Source organism: Texcoconibacillus texcoconensis (genome assembly GCF_014202575.1).
In the GTDB taxonomy this organism is placed as follows: Bacteria; Bacillota; Bacilli; order Bacillales; family Salisediminibacteriaceae; genus Texcoconibacillus; species Texcoconibacillus texcoconensis.
In genome coordinates this window covers 63,223-86,428 of sequence record NZ_JACHHB010000005.1, presented here as the reverse complement: position 1 = coordinate 86,428, position 23,206 = coordinate 63,223, and the positions used below count along the sequence as shown (strand labels likewise).

Below are 23,206 nucleotides of genomic sequence, written 5' to 3'. Positions count from 1 at the left end.
GAGTATGGAAGATCGTATGGTCTCTCAGGAGGCTCAATATGATGAAGAATCTGTGGAATCGTCGCTAAGGCCGCAAACGTTGGCTCAATATATCGGCCAGCGTCAAGTGAAAGAAAATTTACATGTATTTATTGAAGCAGCGAAAATGCGCGAGGAATCTTTAGACCACGTATTACTAGATGGACCTCCTGGGTTAGGAAAGACGACGCTTGCGACGATCATTTCTAATGAGATGGGGGTTAATATCCGAACAACGTCAGGTCCGGCGATTGAGCGACCAGGTGATTTAGCGGCTGTGTTAACGGCTTTAGAACCAGGAGATGTCTTTTTTATCGATGAAATTCACCGCTTGCCTCGTTCAGTAGAAGAAGTGCTGTATCCAGCGATGGAGGATTTTTGTTTAGATATCGTCATCGGAACAGGTCCTTCAGCGCGCTCAGTTCGTCTTGATTTACCGCCATTTACGCTCGTGGGGGCGACGACGCGAGCTGGGTTGTTATCTGCGCCACTTCGCGATCGTTTCGGTGTACTCAGTCACCTTGATTATTATTCTCACGAGGAGTTACAAGAAATTGTAGAACGGACTTCAGAAGTGATGGATGTTGAGATTGATGAATATGCAAGTGCAGAAATTTCTCGTCGCTCGCGAGGGACACCTCGTATCGCAAATCGTTTACTTCGACGTGTCCGTGATTTTGCTCAAGTTCAAGCTGACGGAAATGTTAATGAAAAAGTCGCTGTTGAAGCGTTAGAAAGGTTGCAAGTTGACCCGCTTGGTCTCGATCATATTGACCATAAGTTGTTAAAAAGTGTGGTTGAAAAGTTTCGCGGGGGTCCAGTTGGCTTAGAGACGATCGCAGCAACCATCGGTGAAGAAGCGGATACAATTGAAGATGTTTACGAACCTTACTTATTACAAATTGGTTTTTTACAGCGTACGCCAAGAGGTCGTGTGGCAACTGCGAAAGTTTATGAGCATTTACAAATGGAGGTGCCAGAAAAGTGAATTCGATACCGAAACTGTTAATGTCGGTCGGAGTCATTTTAATCATCGTTGGTTTGCTTTGGCAAATAGGCGGGCGCTTTCTTTCTCTTGGTAAGTTACCGGGTGATATTTTTATCCAGCGAGGGAATACGACGTTTTATTTTCCGATTGTGACATCGATTGTATTAAGTATTGTGATTTCGCTTGTTCTTTACTTTATTGGTCGATTTCGGTAAGGGGAGAACTTGCTTCGGTGCTTACCATGTACTATGCTAATGAAAGTCATTTCTAAGTATGAAGTTAAGGAAAGGTTGAACGTGAATGGACGTTAGTCAGTTTGATTTTGATTTACCAGAAGAATTAATCGCACAAACCCCACTGAAAGATCGAACAGCTTCGAAATTGCTCGTCGTTGATAAGGACAAACAGGAAAATGATCATAAGCAATTTTCCGATGTCGTTCAATATTTGAATCCGGGAGACTGTCTCGTTTTAAATGATACGAAAGTGTTACCAGCGAGACTTTTTGGTCAAAAGGAAGACACTGGTGGGAAAATTGAAGTTCTGTTACTATCACAAGAGGAAGATCATCGCGATCGTTGGTCTGCACTTGTAAAGCCTGCGAAAAAAGTGAAAGAAGGGACTGTTATAAGTTTTGGTGACGGTCGTTTAAAAGCCACTTGTATAGAAGTTCGTCCTGAAGGCGGTCGACTTTTAGAACTTTCTTATGAGGGGATTTTGCAACAGGTCCTTGATGAACTTGGCCATATGCCACTACCTCCTTACATCCAAGAAGAGCTTAATGACCGTGATCGTTATCAGACTGTTTATGCTGAGAATGAAGGTTCAGCTGCAGCGCCAACAGCAGGTCTCCATTTCACACATGATCTTTTGCGGGAGGTAGAAGCAAAAGGGGTTCATATCGTTACTTTGACGTTGCATGTTGGTCTCGGAACATTTCGGCCGGTTAATGTGGACAATGTCGAAGAACATCAAATGCACGGTGAGTACTATGAGTTATCAGAAGAAACAGCTCGTACGTTAAACGAGGTTAAAAGTAATGGAAAGCGGATTATCTCGGTCGGAACAACATCAACGCGTACGCTTGAGACCGTTGCTAATGAAGGTGAAGGGACGTTTCATGCTTCATCGGGTTGGACAGATATTTTTATTTACCCAGGCTATCAATTCCTGGCAGTTGATGGGATTGTAACGAACTTTCACTTGCCAAAATCGACGTTAGTGATGCTTGTTAGCGCTTTTGCAGGGCGCGAACGGATATTGTCTGCTTATGAAGAAGCGATTGCTCATCGCTACCGTTTCTTTAGTTTTGGCGATGCGATGTTATTAATGTAATGAAAGAGAGGAACGAGGATGACACAACCACCAATTACATACGAGCACATTAAAACATGTAAACAGTCAGGAGCGCGTCTTGGGATTGTGCACACACCGCACGGTTCATTTGAAACACCGGTGTTTATGCCTGTTGGGACGCTTGCGACAGTGAAGACGATGAGTCCTCAGGAGTTAAAGGAAATCGGTGCGGGAATTATTTTAAGTAATACGTACCACCTTTGGTTACGACCAGGAGAAGATATCGTAAAAGAAGCAGGAGGACTCCATAAGTTTATGAATTGGGATCGTCCCATTCTAACGGACTCTGGAGGATTTCAAGTTTTTAGTTTGAGTGATTTGCGTGAAATTGATGAACAAGGTGTTCACTTCCGTAATCACTTAAGTGGTGCGAAATTGTATTTGACGCCTGAACGTTCCATGGAGATTCAAAATGCACTCGGTCCTGATATTATGATGGCCTTTGATGAATGTCCACCTTATCCTGCTGAGTATGACTATATGAAAGCGTCGGTAGAAAGAACAAGCCGTTGGGCGGAGCGGTGCTTAAAAGCGCATGGGCGTCCAAATGAACAAGGGTTGTTTGGGATTGTTCAAGGTGGCGAATATAGCGATTTACGAAAACAAAGCGCAAAAGACCTTGTATCGCTTGATTTCCCTGGATACGCTGTTGGCGGCTTGTCTGTTGGTGAACCGAAACCGATTATGAATCAGGTACTTGAAGAAACGACACCGTTGTTACCAACGGACAAACCACGCTACTTAATGGGGGTAGGGTCACCTGATTCATTAATTGACGGGGCGATTCGAGGAATTGATATGTTTGACTGTGTACTTCCCACAAGAATTGCTCGAAACGGAACATGTATGACAAGTGAAGGAAGAGTTGTTGTCAGAAATGCGAAGTATGCACGGGACTTTAGCCCACTTGATCCAAATTGCGATTGTGCTGTATGTCAAAATTATAGCCGTGCATATTTAAGACATTTGATTAAGTGCGATGAGACATTCGGCTATCGTCTGACATCTTACCACAATCTCTATTTCTTAATTCAATTAATGGATGATTTACGTCAAGCGATTCGCGAAGACCGCACGTTAGACTTTCGTGAAGCCTTTTTTGAGCAATATGGTTTCAATCGACCAGATGCGAAAAACTTTTAAAATGATAGAATTATTTCCTATACGAATGGATAATCATTGATTTTTCATTCATAGATTGTCTACAATAGTACGGGAGACATAGAAAGGTGATTTAGAAATACTGATGTCCGCTTGAGTCTTTTATGACGAAACGAGCACAGTTTTTCAACATAGAAAGGGGTGAAAGAATGGAATTATTAGGAGCACTTTTACCATTACTCCTTATGTTTGCGGTGTTTTATTTCTTGTTGATTCGTCCACAGCAAAAGCGTCAGAAAAAAATACAAGAAATGCATAATACGTTGCAAAAAGGAGATAAGATTATTACGATTGGTGGCGTTCATGGAACGATTGATGCGATTGATGACGACCGTATCATTGTTCAAGTTAACGGTGAACAAAAACTAACGTTCGATCGCCAATCCGTTCGAGAAGTTGTGAATCCAGACTAATCGGCAAATGAAAAAGAGGCACTCATGGAAGAGGGTTCAGTCACGAACCTTTTCTTGAGTGCCTCTTTTTGTTTTCATGAAATGTAAATGATCCGATTTAGCTATGATTGTGAATTAAATATGTTTACACCTAATACGCCGCCAACGACTGAACTTGCTAAATAGCCTCCATGTCTTAACCATTCTTGTACAGTAAAGTTTTGATCATATCCAAGTGTCGTCATTAAGTAAATGATAAATGTAAAAAGTAGAGCTGTTGCTCCTCCAGCAAGCCACCCTTTTTGACCAGATAACCCTCCTGCAATGAGTCCTCCTGCAAACAAAGCGATAAATGAAAAGACAGTAAGAACCCAACCGATTGATGTTTCGGTCATAGATGTAAACCGTAAGACAAGTGATGCGATAAAGCTTGTAAGTAAAATGAATACAAAACAAACGAGCAACCCCCGACTTATCGCAAGTCCGAATGAACGTTCTACCATTCGTTCCCCTCCTCATGCTAGTATCGTTTACCTCATTGTATTCTCGGCTCGTCTCATTTAGAAGTTGGATTTTCAATCATGAACACCCCATGTCATACATAGGCATGTACAGAATGGACGAGATTGAAAGGGGAACGGTTATGGAGGTCACCGCCGCGTTTTTAATTTTCGTAATAAGTTATATATTCATCATGACAGAAAAAGTCAATCGTGCACTTGTTGCGTGTTTTGGCGGTGTGCTTATGCTGTTTGTTGGTGTCTTAGATTTGGATGCTACCTTTGTTGAGCATATAGATTGGCACACGATTGTACTATTGTTGTCGATGATGATTCTCGTATCAATTACGAGTCAAAGTGGATTTTTCGAATATGTTGCTATTAAAGTCGCTCAATTGATAAGGGGAAGGCCGATTTTGTTGCTTATTTTCACAGCGACGATGACAGGGGTAGGATCGGCATTTTTAAATAATGTGACGATGGTTCTCCTTATCGTTCCGATTATTTTAACGTTGACTCGGATGCTGGAGGTTTCAGCGATTCCGTACTTGTTAGCAACGATTCTTGCTTCTAATATTGGGGGAACCGCAACATTAATTGGAGACCCACCGAATCTAATGATTGGCCAAGCTGTTGACCATTTAACATTTAACTCGTTCCTTGTTCACCTAGGGCCTGTCGTTATCGTTGTCTTTATCGTTGTTATGGTAGGTGTAGCCCTTTTATATCGCAAACAGTTAACAGTAAGTGTTGATAAGCGGAAAGCGTTAATGTCAATGGATCCAAAAGCGTATTTAGGAGAAGCCCCTTTATTGTTTAAATCGCTTATGGTTCTAACGATGACAACAGTAGGTTTTATGCTACAGCCAATTCTTCAAGTAGAACTAACGAGCATCGCGATGGCTGGGGCTTTGTTATTAATGCTTCTTACCCAACGAGAACAAGATACAGAGGAAGTGTTGGGATCTGTTGAATGGGTGACATTATTTTTCTTCATCGGTTTATTTATGCTTGTTGGTGGTTTACAAGAAGTAGGGATTATCGATGAGATTGCAAAATCCATCATTTATTACACAGAAGGAGATGTCCCGAAGACATCTATGCTCATTCTATGGGTGTCGGGCATACTTTCAGGTTTTGTTGACAACATTCCTTTTGTGGCTGCGATGATTCCTGTTATTCTAGAATTTCAAGAATATGGGATGCAAGATTTGGATCCACTATGGTGGGCGCTCGCATTGGGGGCATGTCTTGGAGGGAATGGTACGTTGATCGGTGCCTCTTCTAATGTCATTGTTGCTGGTTTAGCCATAAAAGCAAAACAACCTTTTACGTATATGGACTTTTTAAAAATAGGTGCGCCGACTGCGCTGATCTCATTTATCATTTCAAGTGTATATCTATATGTTCGTTATCTTATGCCGCTTTTATAAAAGCGGCTTTTTTAAGTTATGAAGTCTCGAATGTTGCGTGAAAATAAGATTTTCCAAGAGACATGTTTTTTTATGTGTCGGGGGAGACTAAAGGTAGCCAATGTGCTCTTCGACAATGTGAAAAGGAGATAAAAAAACGGTGGTATATGGGACAATCATTTTACGAACAGTCATTATCTACATCGTCATTTTACTTGTATTTCGCCTCATGGGAAAAAGGGAAATTGGGCAATTATCAATCGTTGATTTTGTTGTTTCAATTATGATCGCTGAATTAGCCGTTTTATCGATTGAGAATACGGAAGTGTCGATGGCAAGGCAACTTGTTCCGATTATTCTATTGATGCTTATTCAAATTTCTCTTGCTTACGTATCGTTAAAAAGTAAAAAGTTAAGGCAATTGATTGATGGTAAGCCATCAATTTTAATTCATCGTGGAAAAATAGATGAAGAGGAAATGCGAAAACAGCGTTATAACTTTGATGATCTCATGGCCCAACTTCGTCAACAACAAATTAGTGATGTTGACAAGGTGGAATTTGCCATATTAGAAGCTTCAGGAGAATTGTCTGTCATTTTAAAAGAAGGTGAAGGAGGGTGGGAAGATGAAGAGGAACACTTATTAAGTTATCCATTTCCACTAATTTTAGATGGTGAAATCCAAGAAGATCATGTGGGAAATGCCGGGAAAAGCACCTTGTGGTTGCGACAAGAGCTAAGAAAGCTGGGTTACGATGATATTGGAGATATATCGTATTGCTCCTTGAAAAGAGGTAACCGCTTATATATTGATATTAATGATCGGAAAAAATAAAGATGGCTAATCGTAGCCATCTTAAGAAATCCACCGATTAATAAACGGTATTTTCTTCCACTCTTCTTTTTTAACAAGCCCGCTCATGATGATTAATGTAAAATAAACGCCCATTGAAATGAAGACGCCAAGAGACGTTTTCATCAGCAATGTTTCATTCGAAAAAGCTTGGCCTTTTAAAGTTGCTGCAATTACGCCTGTAATGGTAATTGCAATTAAAACTTTAACGACATCTTTAATGTAGATGGTAAAGCTGATTGCTTTAACTAATGTTGCGAAATGTAAGAGTGTAACGAGAATAAAGCCGATGACAACGGCCAATGCTGCCCCCATAATGCCGAGTTCTGGTCGAGAGGCGAGAATGAAAATAGCGGCCATTTTTACAATCGCTCCAATCAAGCTATTCATCATCGCGGCTCTTGCTAAATTCATTGCTTGTAAAGCGGCCTGAAGGGGCCCTTGAAAGTAAAGAAATAGTGAAAATGGCGCCATAACTTTCAAATAAGTAGCAACGCTTGGTGCATCATAGACTAAATCCATAATTGGTTCTGCGAAAACGTAAAGGACGACAATAGAACCGCCGCCGGAGACAAGCGCGAGTCTAAGTGCTTGCCCTAGCCGAGTGTGAATCATTTCATAATTTTTTTGGTAGTGGGCTTCACTAATTGCAGGCACTAGTGAAACGGAAAGTGATGCCGTAATAAAAGTTGGTAACATTAACAACGGAATAACAAACCCAGAGAGTTCACCATATTGGGCTGTAGCAACAGCTGTTGCTACACCAGCAATCGCCAAACTTTGTGATACGACAATCGGTTCAAAAAAGAAGGAGAGAGATCCAATTAAACGACTGCCTGTTGTAGGTAAAGCGATGGTCATTAAATCGTCAAACGTTTTGCGTCCGCCTTTTGCAAACTGAAAAAAGTCGTGTCGGACCCGAAACGGTTTGTTTCTGCGAAAAATCCAAATCATAAATAAAAGAGAAGCGAGTTCGCCGATGACGACAGAAATCATCGCCCCAGCTGCAGCATATTCAACGCCGTGTGGTAGAAACATACTCGTAAATAACGCGACAAATGAGATGCGAACAACTTGCTCAATCATTTGAGAGTAAGCTGTTGGTTTCATGTTTTGTAAACCTTGAAAATATCCGCGCATAACCGAGGATAGCGCAACGATCGGTACAATTGGTGATATCGCCACTAATGGGTAAAAGGCACGCTCATCGGTTAAAAATGTTGAAGAAACAAATGGCGCTAATAAGATCATCAGCGTTGTGAAAACAACACTTAAAATCCCTGTCACTGATAATGAAACGACGAGAATACGCTTTACTCTTTGTCGGTCATTGACCGCTTCAGCTTCAGCGACAAGTTTGGATATTGCTACGGGAAGTCCAAGTTGTGTAAGCGTAATGATGAGCAACAGTGTCGGTACGGCCATCATATAAAGGCCGACCCCTTCAGCGCCCATAATGCGTGCAACAACGATTTTATTAATGAACCCTAGTGCACGTGTGATAAAACCTGCAGCTATTAAAATGAATGCTCCTTTAAGAAACGATTGTTTAGACATGTACGGCCCTACCTTCTCGGATCTTATCGTTTATATCTACTGAACTATATGCAAAAAAGGTGGCCAAGCATGACAAGTTTTCAGAGTTTCGAACAAAAATGAAAAAGCAATTGAATCATGGTTACGTTAGAAGGTAAACTTGTAGATGAAAATATGAACGCTGTTTACATACATAACTAAACATACAAACAGGAGATCAGGGAGGTTTCATGCACAATGAATCAAGACGTGTGGAAGGAAGAGTTACAAGTTGTGTTAGAAAGTAAAGTGGACGAGTTTCACCACCTCGGTTATGAGCGCGCATCTTCAGAAGATGTATGGCAATGTTTACAAAATAAATGGAAAAATAACCCTCCGATTCATATTCATCAAGCGGTCAGTGATCTATTGCGCCTTTCGCCTAATGAATACATGAATTGGCTGACAATGCAGGTTTATCAGGCTCCTAGTTTATTTAATGATGAGGGTACATTTCGACTTGAAGATTTTGAACCATCTCCAACTTCAGAAGGGGAGTCGTCTTAAGGTCATTGACATCTTGAAAAAAACGTCGCTATAATTGTTCTATTGGCCTTTGCCAACTTGTTTTATAAAGGATCGTTTCCAAATCCTGCGATTTTTACATAATGAATCGCTTTTTTATGAAGGTAGACTTGAAGGAGGCATTAGCATCGATGAAAAAAGGAGTAAAAAAAGGCCGCATTGCGCTCTTTTTTGCGATTGTCATCGCTGTCGGCGCGTTGATTGCGTCAACAGTATTTGACACCGCTGAAGATATTAACCTAGGGCTCGATTTGCAAGGCGGTTTTGAAGTATTATACGAAGCACATCCAATCGATGATGACCAGGAAATCAATAGTGAAACATTGAGCGATACAGTTGATTCTCTAAACGCTCGTATCGATGTCCTTGGTGTATCAGAACCATCTATTACCATTGAGGGTGATAATCGGATTCGTGTCCAACTGGCAGGAGTTTCTGACCAGCAATCTGCACGGGAATTGTTAGCAACAGAAGCGGAGCTGTCATTCCGTGATGTTGATGACAACTTATTAATGGATGGGTCTGACCTTGTAGAAGGTGGGGCTAGACAAAATTATCATCAAGATACCAATGAACCCATTGTTACGGTAACGCTACAAGATGCCCAAAAAATGGGGGATGCGTCTCAGCATATCATCGATAACTACGATGGACCGGATGAAGTGATGGCGATTTGGCTTGATTATGAAGAAGGAGATACGTTCGAAGAGGAGATCATGAAAGAAGATTCAAAAATTATCTCGGCTCCTGGTTTTTCCAGTGGCGCTTTATACGAGACGGATATTATGATCTCCGGGAGCTTCACAACCGAATCAGCGCAAGAACTGGCAGGGATTTTAAACTCTGGTGCACTTCCTGTGGAATTAGAAGAAGTCTATTCCAATTCTGTCGGAGCTTCTCTTGGTGAACAAGCGATGGAGCAGACAGTTATTGCTGGTTTAATCGGTGTGGCACTAATCTTTGCTTACATGCTTGCTTACTATCGTTTTATGGGAGTCATTGCTGTTGTAACATTGACGGCTTACATGTATGTTGTCTTAGTGATCTTTAATTGGATGAACGCAGTTCTTACCCTTCCTGGAATTGCTGCACTTGTACTCGGGGTAGGTATGGCCGTTGACGCCAATATTATTACGTACGAACGGATTAAAGATGAGTTACGCTCTGGAAAATCAACGATGAGTGCGTTTAAATCAGGGAACCGTCGTTCGTTGTCAACCATTTTAGACGCCAACATCACGACGTTGTTAGCAGCAGGTGTTCTCGTTTACTTTGGGACAAGTGCTGTACAAGGATTTGCGGTTATGCTGATTGTCAGTATTTTGACAAGCTTTTTAACAGCAGTTCTGGGGACACGTTTACTATTAGGATTATGGGTGAATAGCCGTATCCTCAACAAGAAACCGCGGATGTTCGGCGTGAAGGAGCGTGAAATTCGTGAACTTTGATCCGTTAAACTCTCGAATAGATTTTGTTAAACATCGAAAGAAATTTTTTGCATTTTCAGGGATCTTCTTAATGGTCGGCTTGGTGCTGCTCATGACAATCGGTATGAACTTAGGGATCGATTTTAGAAGTGGTACAACTGTGGAAGTACTTGCTGATGACACGTTAACTGCAGAAGAAGTCGAAGAGCAGTTTGCAAGCATCGGTTTTGAACCCGATGACATTACCTTGGCTGGAGATGATCATGAAATCGCCCATGTTGCTTTCATAGGTGACTTGAGTCAAGATGAGACGTTAATGATTCAAGACCATTTTGAGGATACGTACGGACATACACCGACGATTAGTACCGTTACGCCTCTTGTTGCTGAAGAGTTGGCGCAAAATGCGATCATTGCTGTTGCCATCGCCGCAGTCGGGATTATAATATACGTAAGTATTCGTTTTGAGTTTTTATCTGGTGTATCAGCGATCATTGCATTATTGCATGATACGCTCTGGATTTTAACGATCTTTACGGTTTTACAGATTGAAGTGAATATCACATTTATCGCAGCAGTATTAACGATCGTTGGTTATTCGATTAACGATACGATCGTTACCTTTGATCGAATTCGTGAAAATATGCAATTAGAGAAAAAGGTCAAAACAAAAGAGGATGTAGCACGTGTCGTTAACAAAAGTCTCGTGCAAACATTGGCTCGTTCGATTAACACGGTTCTTACTGTCGTTTTCGCTGCCGGTGCGTTGTTTATTTTTGGCGGAGAAGCGATTCGTTCCTTCTCCTTCGCACTTGTCGTTGGTCTAGTTGCAGGTACGTATTCGTCGTTATTTATCGCTGCACAAATTTGGTTAGGATTTAAAGGAAGACAGATTGAGCGTCGTCGCTTTGATGGTGATAAACAAGAAGTAGAAGACCCTCAACCAGAAGGATAATGTATAAGAGGAGTTGGCTCATTATGAACCATCCATACGTCGTCATTTAGGAAAGGATGAAGATGGATGTCATGTTGAGCCAACTTTTTTCATGTTTTGAAAAATGAGGGGTTACACTAATAGGCGATCGATGTTTCGGGGAGAGTTCGTCAAGGAGTGTGCGTATTGTGGGAAATAAAGATTACAATGAAGAACGTTATCAAAAGGTACGCCTTGGTGCATGGATTGGCATTATTGGGAATGTGTTGTTAGCTGTCATTAAAGGTGGAGTCGGTTTTATTGCTAACAGTCGGGCACTAGTAGCAGATGCTGTTCACTCAGCTTCTGATGTTGTAGGGTCAATCGCCGTTTTAGTTGGTGTACGGGCAGCGAAGCGTCCCCCTGACCAGGACCATCCGTACGGTCATGGGAAAGCTGAGTCGGTTACAGCGATCATCGTAGCAGTGTTATTGTTTTTTGTCGGTTTAGAAATCGCCTTCAATGCCATTGAGGCTTTTTTTGAACCGATTGATGTTCCGAAAGTCGTCGCTATATATGCTGTATTTTTCTCGCTCGTCGTAAAAGAACTGATGTTTCGTATAAAGCTTCACTTGGGTAAAAAATACAATAGTGAAGCATTAGTAACAGATGCTTGGCACCATCGCTCAGATGCTTATTCCTCTGCGGCAGCGCTTTTAGGTATTGGAGCAGCGATTATTGGAGGAGCATTGGACATTCAATGGTTAGTTTATGCTGATCCGCTAGCAGGTGTATTTGTGGCAGTGTTAATTTTGCGGATGGCCTGGAAATTGGGGAGTCAGTCGATCCATAATACGCTTGACCATGTTTTGCATGATGAAGATACAGAAGAGATGCGTAAGAAAGCTGCTGGGGTAGAAGGCGTCGAGAAGATTGACGAGTTTTTAGCGCGCGAGCACGGCCATTATGTAATCATAGATATTAAAGTAGCAGTAGATCCAAAGATTACTGTTGAAGAAGGACATCGAATTGGTAAGTGTGTAAAAGAAGCGCTCGTTGATGATTATGTACAAGATGTTCGTGTTCATATTAATCCGTATGAAGAACCAGGAGGTTGATTTAACATGAAAGGTCAATGGGGACTGATTGTAGGTCTTGTCGTCGTGTTCTTAATTACGATTTTTGCTGTTATAAATGTAGATCCTGTTGAAGTGAATTATTTATTCGGACAGGCAGAGTGGCCGCTTGTTCTCGTGATCATTGGCTCAGTGGTGATGGGGGCTGTAATTGTCGGAGGCGTAGGAATGTACAAGTTGTATTATGTTCAACAAGATTTACGACAAGTAAAACAAGAAAATGAACGCTTGAAAGAGCGGTTAGCCTCCAAGGAGAAATCAAGTTCTAACGAAAAGCAAAAAAACGACAATAAGAATAAAAAACAAGAATGACAAAAACATCCTCTACGTTAAAGATTGCCACCTCAAGCGAGCTTTTGTATAATAGCTTGGTCAGGGGTGGTTTTTAATGTTACGAGCAAATACGAGATGGGAATATCCAGAACATAACCAAACAGTCGTGCAACAATATGTCGAACGGTTTGGTGTTTCAACGTTAACAGCAAAAGTACTCGCTGAGCGAGGTTTTCAATCGGAAGAAGATATTGCTTCTTTTTTACAAATAGATGAAACATCGGTTCATGACCCTTTTTTATTGAAGGGGATGAATGAGGCGGTGCCACGTATTCAAACAGCTATTCGTAACAGGGAACCGGTTCTTATTTTTGGTGATTATGATGCGGATGGTGTGAGTAGTACTGCCGTTTTGTATGAAACATTAGCATCATTAGGTGCTGTTGTTGATACGTATATTCCCAACCGATTTACGGAAGGATATGGTCCAAACGAAGCGGCTTTTAGACAAGCACATGATGCTGGGTGTAAATTGATCATCACTGTTGATACCGGGATATCAGCGGTAGCAGAAGCAAAAGTTGCAAAAGAATTAGGCATTGATTTAATTGTCACCGACCACCATGAGCCACCACCAGAATTGCCTAATACATATGCGACCATCAATCCAAAGCAACCTGGATGTACGTATCCGTTCCCTGAATTAGCAGGGGTAGGGGTCGCATTTAAATTGTCCTGTGCATTATTAGGATCGTTTTCAGAACAGTTATTGGCCCACGTCGCGATCGGTACAATTGCCGACCTGGTACCTTTAACAGGGGAAAATCGTTATTTGGCTAAACGAGGAATTATCGTCTTGAAACAGACGACGCATCCTGGCTTACAAGCGTTAAAATACGAGTGTGGCATTGACGATAGTGTCTTATCAGAAGAAGAAATCGGTTTTGCTATAGGTCCACGGATTAATGCAGCTGGTCGATTAGATTCTGCAGACCCTGCCCTTATGGCGATGACCGCAACAACTTTTGAAGAAGGACAAGCGTATGCAAAACAGATTAATCAATTGAACGAACAACGCCAAGGGATTGTCCGGGATATTACAGAAGAAGCCAAAAAGGAAGTTGAAGCACGAGACCCTAATGGAGAGTCAAGCGTCATCGTCGTAGCCAAAGAAGGATGGAATGAAGGCGTGATTGGCATTGTCGCCAGCCGTCTCGTTGAGGCTTACTACCGTCCAACGATCGTGCTTAGTATTAATCCTGAGACCGGGTTAGCGAAAGGATCTGCTAGGAGTATCGAAGGGTTTAACATGTTTGAAGAACTCTCTAAATGTCGCGAATGGCTCCCACGCTTTGGTGGACACAAAATGGCTGCAGGTTTAACGATGGAAACGACAGATATTGAACGCCTTCGTCAACAATTAAATGATCAAGCAAAATCGGTTCTCACAGCAGAAGATTTTACACCACTAACGAACATCGACCTTGTAGCAGATATTCAAGAGGTTACGGAAGAAGCGATTGAAGATTTACAGCGGTTAGCTCCGTTTGGAATAGAAAACCCAAAACCAAACGTTCTTCTTAAAGGACTATCTCTTGCTCAAAAGCGTAGAATCGGAGCAGAACGTAACCACTTAAAAGTGATGTTTGAACACGGTGGTCATTCTTTAGATGCGATCGGTTTTCGGTTTGGTGAAGTGTATGATGATTTATCGCTACAATCACCAGTTGATGTTGTTGGTGCATTATCGATTAATGAATGGAATGGACACAGAAAGCCACAATTAATGATGAAAGATATCGCCGTGGATGAATGGCAGTTATTTGACTTACGTGGTGAGAAACAAATCGCTGACCGATTACAAGGCTTACCGAAGAAGCGTATTTTATGTGTCAGTTTTCGTGAAGAGACATTACATGAAATGAAGGATGTTGCGAATCAATGGGAAACGATATCGATTGGGTTTGATGGGCGAGGAAGTCAACCCATTGATGTTAACGGACGTTTCTTAGTTTTACTTGACTTACCGATCACCGAAGAACAAGTGACGACATGGTTTAAGAACATTGGTTGTCCTGATCGAATCTATCCTATTTTTCATCAAAGAGAGAGCCAATTTTTCTCAGGTGCTCCTTCAAAAGAAGATTTTCGATGGTTTTATGCATTTTTAAAAAAACATCACATTTTCCACCTCGAAACGCAGACAGCAAAGCTCATCAAGGCTCGAGGATGGAGAAAAGAAGATTTAACGTTTATGATACAGGTGTTTTTTGAATTGGATTTTGTTAAAATAAATGAGGGCACAGTGAAGATTGTTGATCAACCCGAAAAACGATCACTTACGGACTCCTTAACGTATCAACGCAAAATCGAAGAAACAAAGATAGAACAAGAATATCTATTCTCTTCGTATCAAGAGTTAAAGCAAAAGTTTGCGGCAATGATTGAAAATAAGGAAAGAGTAACGGTACAAGCCTGAGTAACTGGATGAATTTGAATCGACGCTAGGAGGAACATTGAAGATGGATTTTAAAGAGTATATTACGGTTGTCGAAGATTTCCCAAAAGAGGGAATCAAATTTAAAGATATAACGACTTTAATGGAAAATGGAGAAGCATTTCGCAAGGCGATTGATGAATTGGGTAACTTCGCAAAACAAAAAGGAGCGGACTTAATTGTCGGCCCTGAAGCGCGAGGGTTCATTGTAGGTTGTCCACTTTCATATGCGCTTGAAATTGGTTTTGTCCCTGTTCGCAAAGCAGGAAAACTTCCGCGAGAAGTTGTTGGAGTAGATTATGGCTTAGAATACGGTAAAGATCGTTTAACGATGCATAAAGATTCAATTCAACCAGGTCAAAAGGTATTGATTACGGATGACTTGTTAGCTACAGGTGGAACAATTGAAGCTACCATCGAAATGGTCGAGCAGTTAGGTGGCACAGTTGTAGGTATCGCTTTTCTTATTGAATTGACGTACTTAGAAGGTCGTGACAAGCTTGAAGGTTACGATGTATTTACATTAATGCAATATTAAAGAGCAAGAGTGCTCGAATTGAGCGCTCTTTTCTTTCATACACAAACGATAACTTGTATATGCAGGTTATCGTTTGTGTATGAAAGAAGTGAGGTCACATCACTTTCTTTTGTTTATATGTGATTCAATTATAGAAGGAAAGGGCTGTTTTAGGTGGCTTGTGTTTCGCCGCCGCGGACATACGTTCCGTTACTTCAGCCTAGTACGCTATTTTTAGGAGTCGGACGGACATCTGTTCCGTTCATGGTCTCTTTTGCATGCAATAAAGAGCGTTTATTTACAAATAGCGGAACTCGTGTCCATGAAAAGACCAAAATCAGCCCTTTTTAAGTAAATAACGGAATCAATGTCCGAAGCGATCGACACGATGGGCGTAACCGAGTTTAACTACCTAGGGCCGCCATCTTACGCTTCTCTGAGTTTATCAAAAACAACCAAGTTTATGAAAAGAGCGTCGTGAAAAGATGAAATTGCCAGTTTAAAACATTTCTCTTTTTTTCGAATAATATGTTATGCTATACATTATATTCAAACGGAACGTTACTTTTTTCGACAGGTCCTTAACCAAAAATAAAACCGATGATTTTAGAAAGTAAATTAGGTGATTCCATGACGAGTGAGCAAGTGTTAGAACAAGCAAGTGAATATATGTCTCAAGAGGACGTATCGTTTTTACGTCAGGCCTATGAATATGCGGAGTATGCACACCGGGAACAGTTTCGGAAGTCTGGAGAACCATATATATGGCACCCTGTGCAAGTAGCTAGTATCCTTATTGAGCTAGGGATGGATGCTAATACTGTAGCGGCAGCGTTTTTACATGATGTTGTTGAAGATACAGATTTTACGTTACAAGATTTAGAATCCTCTTTTGGTGAGGAAGTAGCGATGCTCGTAGATGGAGTCACGAAGCTAGGAAAGATTAAATATAAATCAAAGGAAGAGCAACAAGCAGAGAATCACCGTAAAATGTTTGTTGCCATGGCCAAAGACCTTCGTGTGATCCTGATAAAACTGGCAGACCGATTGCACAATATGCGTACGTTAAAGCATTTACCGCCAGAAAAACAACGGAGCATTGCTAACGAAACTTTAGAAATTTTCGCCCCTTTAGCTCATCGTCTCGGTATTTCAGCCATCAAATGGGAGCTTGAAGATACAGCGCTTCGTTATTTAAATCCACAGCAGTATTATCGAATTGTGAATTTAATGAAGAAAAAACGCGCTGAACGTGAAGAGTATATCGATGGTGTTGTCGATAAAATTGAGGACAAACTGGAAAATGTAAATGTGAAGGCTGATATTCACGGACGTGCGAAACATATCTATAGCATTTATCGCAAAATGGTATTGCAAAATAAACAGTTTAATGAAATTTATGATCTTCTTGCTGTTCGTATTATCGTTAATAACATTAAAGATTGCTATGCAGTATTGGGAATCATCCATACTCATTGGAAGCCGATGCCCGGTCGTTTTAAGGATTACATCGCTATGCCGAAAGCAAACATGTACCAATCATTGCATACGACCGTCATTGGTCCAAAAGGTGATCCGTTAGAAGTGCAAATACGTTCTGCAGAGATGCATAAAGTTGCTGAATACGGGGTTGCTGCTCACTGGGCTTATAAAGAGGGGAAAGCGGCTGTAAATGGAGAATCTTTGGAAACGAAACTCACATGGTTCCGGGAAATCCTCGAGTGGCAAGATGATACAAATGATGCCCAAGAGTTTATGGAATCGCTGAAAATTGACCTTTTCTCGGACATGGTCTTTGTTTTCAGTCCGAAAGGTGATGTTATTGAACTTCCAAAAGGATCTGTTCCCCTTGATTTTGCGTATCGTATTCATACTGAAGTTGGAAACCGTTGTATTGGTGCAAAAGTAAACGGGAAAATGGTACCGCTCGACCATAAATTAAAAACGGGCGATATTGTCGAAATATTGACGTCGAAGCACTCTTACGGACCTAGTCAAGATTGGATAAAAATTACCCAAAGTTCGCATGCGAAAAATAAGATCCGCCAATGGTTTAAGAAAGAACGGCGTGAAGAAAATATCGAAAAAGGAAAAGACCTCGTTGAAAAAGAAATTCAACGTCGTGGCTATGAACTGAAAGATGTTCTGACAAATGAGAACATTGAAACAGTAGCTAATAAATTTAATTTTTCATCCGAAGAGGATATGTATGCTGCAGTTGGATACTCAGGTATTACCGCTGCTCAAATTGTGACGCGACTAACGGATTCGATTCGTAAAAAGCAAGAAGAAGAACAACAAGTGAACCAAACGCTAGAAGAAGCAATCTCTGATGCTCACACAGAAAAGAAACGTCAAAAGACGACGACTGGTGTACGTGTCAAAGGCGTGGATAATATGCTTATACGTATTTCACGCTGCTGTAATCCTGTCCCAGGGGACGACATCGTTGGGTATATTACAAAAGGTCGTGGTGTTTCAATTCACCGTTCTGATTGCCAAAATATTTTAGATGAAAGTGTTCGAGAACGTCTCTTACCTGTCGAATGGGAAGGAACGCAAAAGAGTAAAAATTATCAAGTTGATATTGAAGTCACTGCCTATGACCGTCGAGGTCTATTAAACGAAGTGTTACAAGCAGTCACAGAAACAAAGACGAATATCAATGCTGTATCTGGTAGGTCGGATAAAAATAAAGTCGCGACGATAGACATGACAATTTCTATCCAAAATGTCGCGCATTTGCAAAAAGTTGTTGAGCGAATAAAACGAATCCCAGATATCTATTCGGTACAAAGAGTGATGCATTAATTAAAAAAGGTGAGGATAGTTCATGCGAGTGATCGTTCAACGGGCTAATGATGCTCAAGTATACGTAGATAACGAAGTAGTAGGACAAGTTGACCATGGCCTCGTGTTGCTCGTTGGCATTACCCATGATGATGGGGAAAAGGACGTTGACTATGTCGCTGATAAAATTGCCAACTTACGGATTTTTGAAGATGCTGATGGAAAGTTGAACGATTCCGTGTTAGATGTCGGAGGAGCGATATTGTCCATTTCGCAATTCACATTATATGGTGATTGCCGCAAAGGGCGTCGACCAAACTTCACTGCAGCTGCGAAACCAGAGCAAGCAGAAGCTTTATATGAAACATTTAATGATAAATTGCGCGAAAAGGGACTTCAAGTTGAAACGGGTACCTTTGGTGCGATGATGGATGTTCAATTCACGAACCATGGTCCTGTTACGTTGATCGTTGAAAGCTAATCCTAACTAAAGTTAAGCTAAATGTGTAACGGTCTGTAGCAATGGGCATGCTATCACCAAACCAATATTGCGGGAGGGTGATAGACGTGCGTACAGCTCATCAAGGGCGCCGTTTAGCGCGTAGTGATATGAATTTGTTTGGTGTTAATTTACACCAATTTATTGAAAAGGAAGCAGTATTAAGTAATTTCGAATTAGCGCAAGAGTTCGGGCTAGCGCTAAAAGATGTAAGGAATTTAAAAAAACAAATGGGGCGCGATAGCATTTCACCTTCTTAAATGATGATTGACAAGCGCCCTTTAGAACCTTAAAATACATTACTATACGAAAAGCCGTCGAAAATACCGTTGAGGGAGCATAGTAATTAAGATCATCTATGAACAGAGAGGATGTGCCATAGGCTGTAAGCGCATCTACATGGACCTTAATGAATGAACACTCCTAAGGTGCTTTACTGAACGAGGAAATGACCTTTATTAGGTAGAGCCGTCTAACAGGCGTTAACTGTTTGAAGTGGAAGAACGTATATACGTTCTTCAATTAGGGTGGCACCACGGGATATATACTCTCGTCCCTGATCAATATCAGGGAGGGGAGTTTTTTATATGCTTTTTTATAGTTAATAATGTGAATAACTAAACCCAACTTTTCTTATTCAGATTGAGGAGGAAATAAATATGAATTATCAGATTCCAAAGGGTACGCAAGATATTCTTCCTGGCGAATCGGAGCGTTGGCAATACATAGAACAAAAAGCACGCCAGTTGTGTGAACGATATAATTATCGTGAGATTCGCACACCGATGTTTGAACAAACCGAACTTTTTGCACGTGGTGTAGGGGATACAACTGATATTGTACAAAAAGAAATGTACACATTTAAGGATCATGGTGGACGTAGTATTACGCTTCGTCCAGAAGGAACGGCAGCAGTTGTACGTTCATATGTTGAAAATAAAATGCATGGATGGGCCGAGCAACCACAAAAATTATATTACACTGGTCCGATGTTTCGGTATGAACGTCCACAATCAGGAAGGATGCGTCAATTTGTTCAATTTGGGATTGAGGCGATAGGCTGTGAAGATCCTGCAATTGATGTTGAAGTGATGGCATTAGCGATGGATTTCTATCGGGAGTTTGGGCTAAACAATGTAAAACTCGTTATTAATAGCTTAGGTGATCAGTCGAGTCGTAAGGCACATCGTGATGCTTTAGTTCGTCATTTTGAGCCGAGTATCGATGAGTTTTGTAGCGACTGTAAAGAGCGGCTTGAAACAAATCCATTACGCATTCTTGATTGTAAACAAGATTCCGACCACCCGTTAATGGCGGATGCTCCTTCGATATTAGATTATTTAAACGATGAATCCAGGGAATATTTTGAAACGGTCAAATCTCAGCTAGATTCCCTCGGTATTCCTTACGAAGTTGACCCAGGCCTTGTTCGCGGACTCGATTATTACAATAGTACAGCGTTTGAAATTATGTTAGAAGGTGAAGGGTTTGGGGCGATTTCTACGTTGAGTGGTGGTGGACGTTACAATGGTCTCGTTGAAGATATTGGCGGACCACAGGCGCCAGGAATTGGTTTTGCTCTAAGTATTGAACGTTTACTCATGGCTTTAGATGCGCAAGGAATTGAATTACCGATTGAACATAAACTTGATGCTTATGTCGTCGTCATGGGTGATGTGGCAAAGCAAAAAGCTGTTCAAGTTGTTCATCATCTACGCAAAGACGGTTACCGCGTCGAAATGGATTACTTAAATAAGAAGATGAAAGGGCAATTTAAAGCTGCAGATAGGCTAGGGGCTAGCTATACGATTGTCATAGGCGAAGATGAAGTAAACGCAGGCACAGTGAATGTAAAGAATATGCATTCAGGTGAACAAAAAACAGTAGGTTTTGAAGAAATATCGAATACAATCGAATCTAGCTTATAAACGAAAGGGGTAACAACAGTGAACGAACGAACGCACTTATGTGGAAACTTAACAGAATCAATGATAGGACAAACAGTCCAATTGAAAGGATGGGTAAAAAAACGCCGCGACTTAGGACAAGTCATTTTTGTTGATTTGCGTGATCGCGCAGGGATTGTACAAGTCGTTTTCAACGTAGAGGAAAACCCCGAGGCGCTAGAAACCGCAGAGCAAATTCGTAATGAATACGTTATTGAAGTGACGGGAACCGTTATAAAACGTGAAGCTGGAACGATCAATGAGAATCTTGCAACAGGTACGATCGAAGTCACTGCAGATCATGTGTCAATTTTAAATCGTTCGAAAGGGCTTCCTTTTATGATTGAAGATGACAGTGACGCTTCTGAAGATGTTCGTCTTCGCCATCGTTACCTCGACCTTAGACGTCCAGAAATGCAAAATACAATGAAACTTCGTCACCAAACAACGAAGTTCATTCGTGACTTTCTAGATGAAGAAGCGTTTTTAGAAATCGAAACACCCATGCTTAACAAGAGCACGCCAGAAGGGGCACGTGATTACCTTGTACCTTCTCGAGTTCATCCGGGCTCGTTTTATGCGTTACCGCAGTCACCGCAAATTTTCAAACAACTATTGATGGTATCAGGCTTTGAGCGTTATTTCCAAATTGTTCGTTGCTTCCGTGATGAGGATTTACGTGCAGACCGTCAACCAGAATTTACGCAAGTTGATATTGAAACATCGTTTCTAGGGAAAGAAGACTTGCTTGCAATGATGGAAAGTATGATGACGAAGTTGCTTAAGAAAGTTAAAGGTGTTGACGTAGAAGGTCCATTCCCGCGTATGTCTTACAACGAAGCAATGGAGCGATACGGATCTGATAAACCGGATACTCGTTTTGAGATGGAACTTGTTGAGTTATCTGAGCTTGTTCAAGATTCAGGTTTTAAAGTGTTTTCAAGCACAGTGGAAAATGGCGGAGCAGTCAAAGGAATTTGTGTAAAAGGCATTGCTGACGATTATTCCCGTAAAGATTTAGATGCTTTAAGCTCAGTTGTCGAAGTTTACGGTGCAAAAGGACTTGCTTGGTTGAAAATAGAAAGCGAAACTGAAGTAAAAGGGCCAATCGCGAAGTTTTTTGACGAAACAAAACAACGAGCATTAATTGATACGTTTGCTGCAGAAGCTGGCGATGTTCTTTTCTTCGTAGCGGATAAACGTTCAGTTGTTAATGATAGTCTAGGTGCATTACGTATTAAGTTTGCAAAAGACTTAAACTTAATTGATTACAATCAATTCAACTTCTTATGGGTAACAGAATTTCCACTTCTATCCTACGATGAGGATGCAGACCGATATGTCGCAGAACACCATCCGTTTACGCGTCCTGTAAAAGAAGATGAAGAACGTTTAACAAGTGAACCTGAAAACGTGCGTGCCGAAGCATATGACCTTGTCTTGAATGGATATGAGCTTGGTGGCGGCTCGCAACGTATTTACGAACGCGAATTACAAGAGCAAATGTTCCAGGCGCTTGGTTTTTCCGACGAGGAAGCGAAAGAAAAGTTCGGCTTCTTACTCGATGCATTTGAATATGGTACACCTCCACATGGTGGGATTGCTCTTGGGTTAGATCGTCTAGTAATGATTTTAGCAGGACGTGATAACTTACGTGATACGATTGCGTTTCCGAAAACCGCAAGTGCAAGTTGCCTTATGACCAATGCTCCTGGTGAAGTGGACCCTGGTCAATTGGATGAACTTCAACTTTCTGTGAATGTTCGTGAAGATGAGCAAACGGAAAGTCAAGCAAGTGAAGAATAAGCTTTAAAAACATCACGGTTAAATCATGACATTGTCATCGATTTAGCCGTTTTTTTATGATTAGCAGGGCTATATTAGGAGTGTATGACCATTATTTATTAAATCAATATTTGTAGAAAAAGAAACGATTTTATGTTGAAGCGCTTACAACACCTTTGATATACTGTAATTAATTCAGAAGAAGATCCTATATTGTTCGGAAACAGAACTGAGGTTTTGCCCAACATTTTCAAGTCGGGAGTCCGAGTTTCACGCGCAGCTTGCATACCTCGTTAAGCGGGAGGTCGCATTAAACGCGGAACAGGACACCCACGTTACCAAGAGGTGGGCTCGGAAACTGAGGATGGTAACGGCAATGATGGGATCCACCAATCATTAAACTCAGTCATGGAAGTAAGTTTATTAAAACGGATGCTAAGGTGATGTTCTTTCACCCAGCGGTCGGTTTTATAGACTTAGCTTATTCCATGGCTGAGTTTTTTTGTATGCTCATTGGACAAGTTCTATGAAAATGTGACAATTTCAAATAAAAAAAGAATTATTTTCAACAATTACTTGAACAATTTGTGAACATCTAATATAATGAAAGCGATTACAACAGGTCATCTGATGACCTGTTGAT

21 protein-coding genes, 1 other RNA gene and 1 other annotated feature are annotated in these 23,206 nt (G+C 41.1%); of the genes, 20 read left to right on the top strand and 2 right to left on the bottom strand.

Annotated features, from left to right (window positions below; all coding sequences use genetic code 11):
- Nucleotides 1-4 precede the first annotated feature (4 nt).
- From ruvB to yajC, 5 genes are all read left to right on the top strand, one after another.
- A complete protein-coding gene (ruvB, locus tag HNQ41_RS06775; RefSeq protein WP_184663669.1) occupies nt 5-1,006 on the top strand; it encodes a Holliday junction branch migration DNA helicase RuvB in 1,002 nt (333 codons plus the stop codon).
- The gene (locus HNQ41_RS06770) at nt 1,003-1,221 is read left to right on the top strand and encodes a DUF2905 family protein (protein ID WP_184663668.1); all 219 of its coding nucleotides are present in this window, start codon (nt 1,003-1,005) and stop codon (nt 1,219-1,221) included. The genes ruvB and HNQ41_RS06770 overlap by 4 nt, the downstream gene beginning before the upstream one ends.
- 85 nt (nt 1,222-1,306) lie before the next feature.
- A complete protein-coding gene (queA, locus tag HNQ41_RS06765) occupies nt 1,307-2,341 on the top strand; it encodes a tRNA preQ1(34) S-adenosylmethionine ribosyltransferase-isomerase QueA (RefSeq protein WP_184663667.1) in 1,035 nt (344 codons plus the stop codon).
- A gap of 18 nt (nt 2,342-2,359) precedes the next feature.
- On the top strand, nt 2,360-3,505 hold the full coding sequence (gene tgt, locus HNQ41_RS06760) for a tRNA guanosine(34) transglycosylase Tgt (protein ID WP_184663666.1): 1,146 nt from the start codon (nt 2,360-2,362) through the stop codon (nt 3,503-3,505).
- A 167-nt stretch (nt 3,506-3,672) separates the two neighbouring features.
- A complete protein-coding gene (gene yajC / locus HNQ41_RS06755) occupies nt 3,673-3,936 on the top strand; it encodes a preprotein translocase subunit YajC (RefSeq protein WP_184663665.1) in 264 nt (87 codons plus the stop codon).
- Between the two features lie 101 nt (nt 3,937-4,037).
- Here yajC and HNQ41_RS06750 read toward each other — a convergent pair whose 3' ends face one another.
- The gene (locus tag HNQ41_RS06750; RefSeq protein WP_184663664.1) at nt 4,038-4,418 is read right to left on the bottom strand and encodes a TIGR04086 family membrane protein; all 381 of its coding nucleotides are present in this window, start codon (nt 4,416-4,418) and stop codon (nt 4,038-4,040) included.
- A gap of 140 nt (nt 4,419-4,558) precedes the next feature.
- On the opposite strand from HNQ41_RS06750, the gene HNQ41_RS06745 reads away from it, so the two are divergent.
- Complete coding sequence (locus HNQ41_RS06745; protein ID WP_184663663.1) at nt 4,559-5,848, top strand: ArsB/NhaD family transporter; 1,290 nt, start codon at nt 4,559-4,561, stop codon at nt 5,846-5,848.
- Nucleotides 5,849-5,987: 139 nt separating this feature from the next.
- On the top strand, nt 5,988-6,662 hold the full coding sequence (locus HNQ41_RS06740; RefSeq protein ID WP_184663662.1) for a YetF domain-containing protein: 675 nt from the start codon (nt 5,988-5,990) through the stop codon (nt 6,660-6,662).
- 21 nt (nt 6,663-6,683) lie between these two features.
- Here HNQ41_RS06740 and spoVB read toward each other — a convergent pair whose 3' ends face one another.
- Nucleotides 6,684-8,237, bottom strand: coding sequence for a stage V sporulation protein B (gene spoVB / locus HNQ41_RS06735; RefSeq protein WP_184663661.1), 1,554 nt, complete (start codon nt 8,235-8,237; stop codon nt 6,684-6,686).
- Between the two features lie 216 nt (nt 8,238-8,453).
- Here spoVB and HNQ41_RS06730 point away from each other — a divergent pair, with 216 nt between their 5' ends.
- The 13 genes from HNQ41_RS06730 (at nt 8,454) to ssrS (ending at nt 22,953) form a co-directional block, all read left to right on the top strand.
- Nucleotides 8,454-8,762: a post-transcriptional regulator gene (locus HNQ41_RS06730; protein ID WP_184663660.1), complete on the top strand. Its 309-nt coding sequence runs from the start codon at nt 8,454-8,456 to the stop codon at nt 8,760-8,762.
- A gap of 149 nt (nt 8,763-8,911) precedes the next feature.
- Entirely contained in the window at nt 8,912-10,228 is a 1,317-nt protein-coding gene (gene secD, locus HNQ41_RS06725; RefSeq protein ID WP_184663659.1) for a protein translocase subunit SecD, read from the top strand.
- Complete coding sequence (secF, locus tag HNQ41_RS06720) at nt 10,218-11,162, top strand: protein translocase subunit SecF (RefSeq protein ID WP_184663658.1); 945 nt, start codon at nt 10,218-10,220, stop codon at nt 11,160-11,162. The genes secD and secF overlap by 11 nt, the downstream gene beginning before the upstream one ends.
- 167 nt (nt 11,163-11,329) lie before the next feature.
- Entirely contained in the window at nt 11,330-12,238 is a 909-nt protein-coding gene (locus HNQ41_RS06715; protein ID WP_184663657.1) for a cation diffusion facilitator family transporter, read from the top strand.
- Nucleotides 12,239-12,244: 6 nt separating this feature from the next.
- Complete coding sequence (locus HNQ41_RS06710) at nt 12,245-12,568, top strand: LapA family protein (RefSeq protein WP_184663656.1); 324 nt, start codon at nt 12,245-12,247, stop codon at nt 12,566-12,568.
- A 76-nt stretch (nt 12,569-12,644) separates the two neighbouring features.
- A complete protein-coding gene (gene recJ, locus HNQ41_RS06705) occupies nt 12,645-15,008 on the top strand; it encodes a single-stranded-DNA-specific exonuclease RecJ (RefSeq protein ID WP_184663655.1) in 2,364 nt (787 codons plus the stop codon).
- A 43-nt stretch (nt 15,009-15,051) separates the two neighbouring features.
- Nucleotides 15,052-15,564: an adenine phosphoribosyltransferase gene (locus HNQ41_RS06700; protein ID WP_184663654.1), complete on the top strand. Its 513-nt coding sequence runs from the start codon at nt 15,052-15,054 to the stop codon at nt 15,562-15,564.
- A 609-nt stretch (nt 15,565-16,173) separates the two neighbouring features.
- Nucleotides 16,174-18,354: a RelA/SpoT family protein gene (locus HNQ41_RS06695; protein ID WP_184663653.1), complete on the top strand. Its 2,181-nt coding sequence runs from the start codon at nt 16,174-16,176 to the stop codon at nt 18,352-18,354.
- Between the two features lie 22 nt (nt 18,355-18,376).
- Nucleotides 18,377-18,814, top strand: a complete 438-nt coding sequence (dtd, locus tag HNQ41_RS06690) for a D-aminoacyl-tRNA deacylase (protein WP_184663652.1) — start codon at nt 18,377-18,379, stop codon at nt 18,812-18,814.
- Nucleotides 18,815-18,900: 86 nt separating this feature from the next.
- Nucleotides 18,901-19,092, top strand: coding sequence for a hypothetical protein (locus HNQ41_RS06685; protein WP_184663810.1), 192 nt, complete (start codon nt 18,901-18,903; stop codon nt 19,090-19,092).
- A gap of 60 nt (nt 19,093-19,152) precedes the next feature.
- Nucleotides 19,153-19,393, top strand: a binding site (T-box leader).
- Between the two features lie 98 nt (nt 19,394-19,491).
- Nucleotides 19,492-20,760, top strand: a complete 1,269-nt coding sequence (gene hisS, locus HNQ41_RS06680) for a histidine--tRNA ligase (protein ID WP_184663651.1) — start codon at nt 19,492-19,494, stop codon at nt 20,758-20,760.
- Nucleotides 20,761-20,778: 18 nt separating this feature from the next.
- Complete coding sequence (aspS, locus tag HNQ41_RS06675) at nt 20,779-22,584, top strand: aspartate--tRNA ligase (RefSeq protein WP_184663650.1); 1,806 nt, start codon at nt 20,779-20,781, stop codon at nt 22,582-22,584.
- A gap of 181 nt (nt 22,585-22,765) precedes the next feature.
- Nucleotides 22,766-22,953: non-coding RNA, 6S RNA (gene ssrS, locus HNQ41_RS06670), on the top strand.
- The last annotated feature ends 253 nt before the right edge of the window (nt 22,954-23,206 follow it).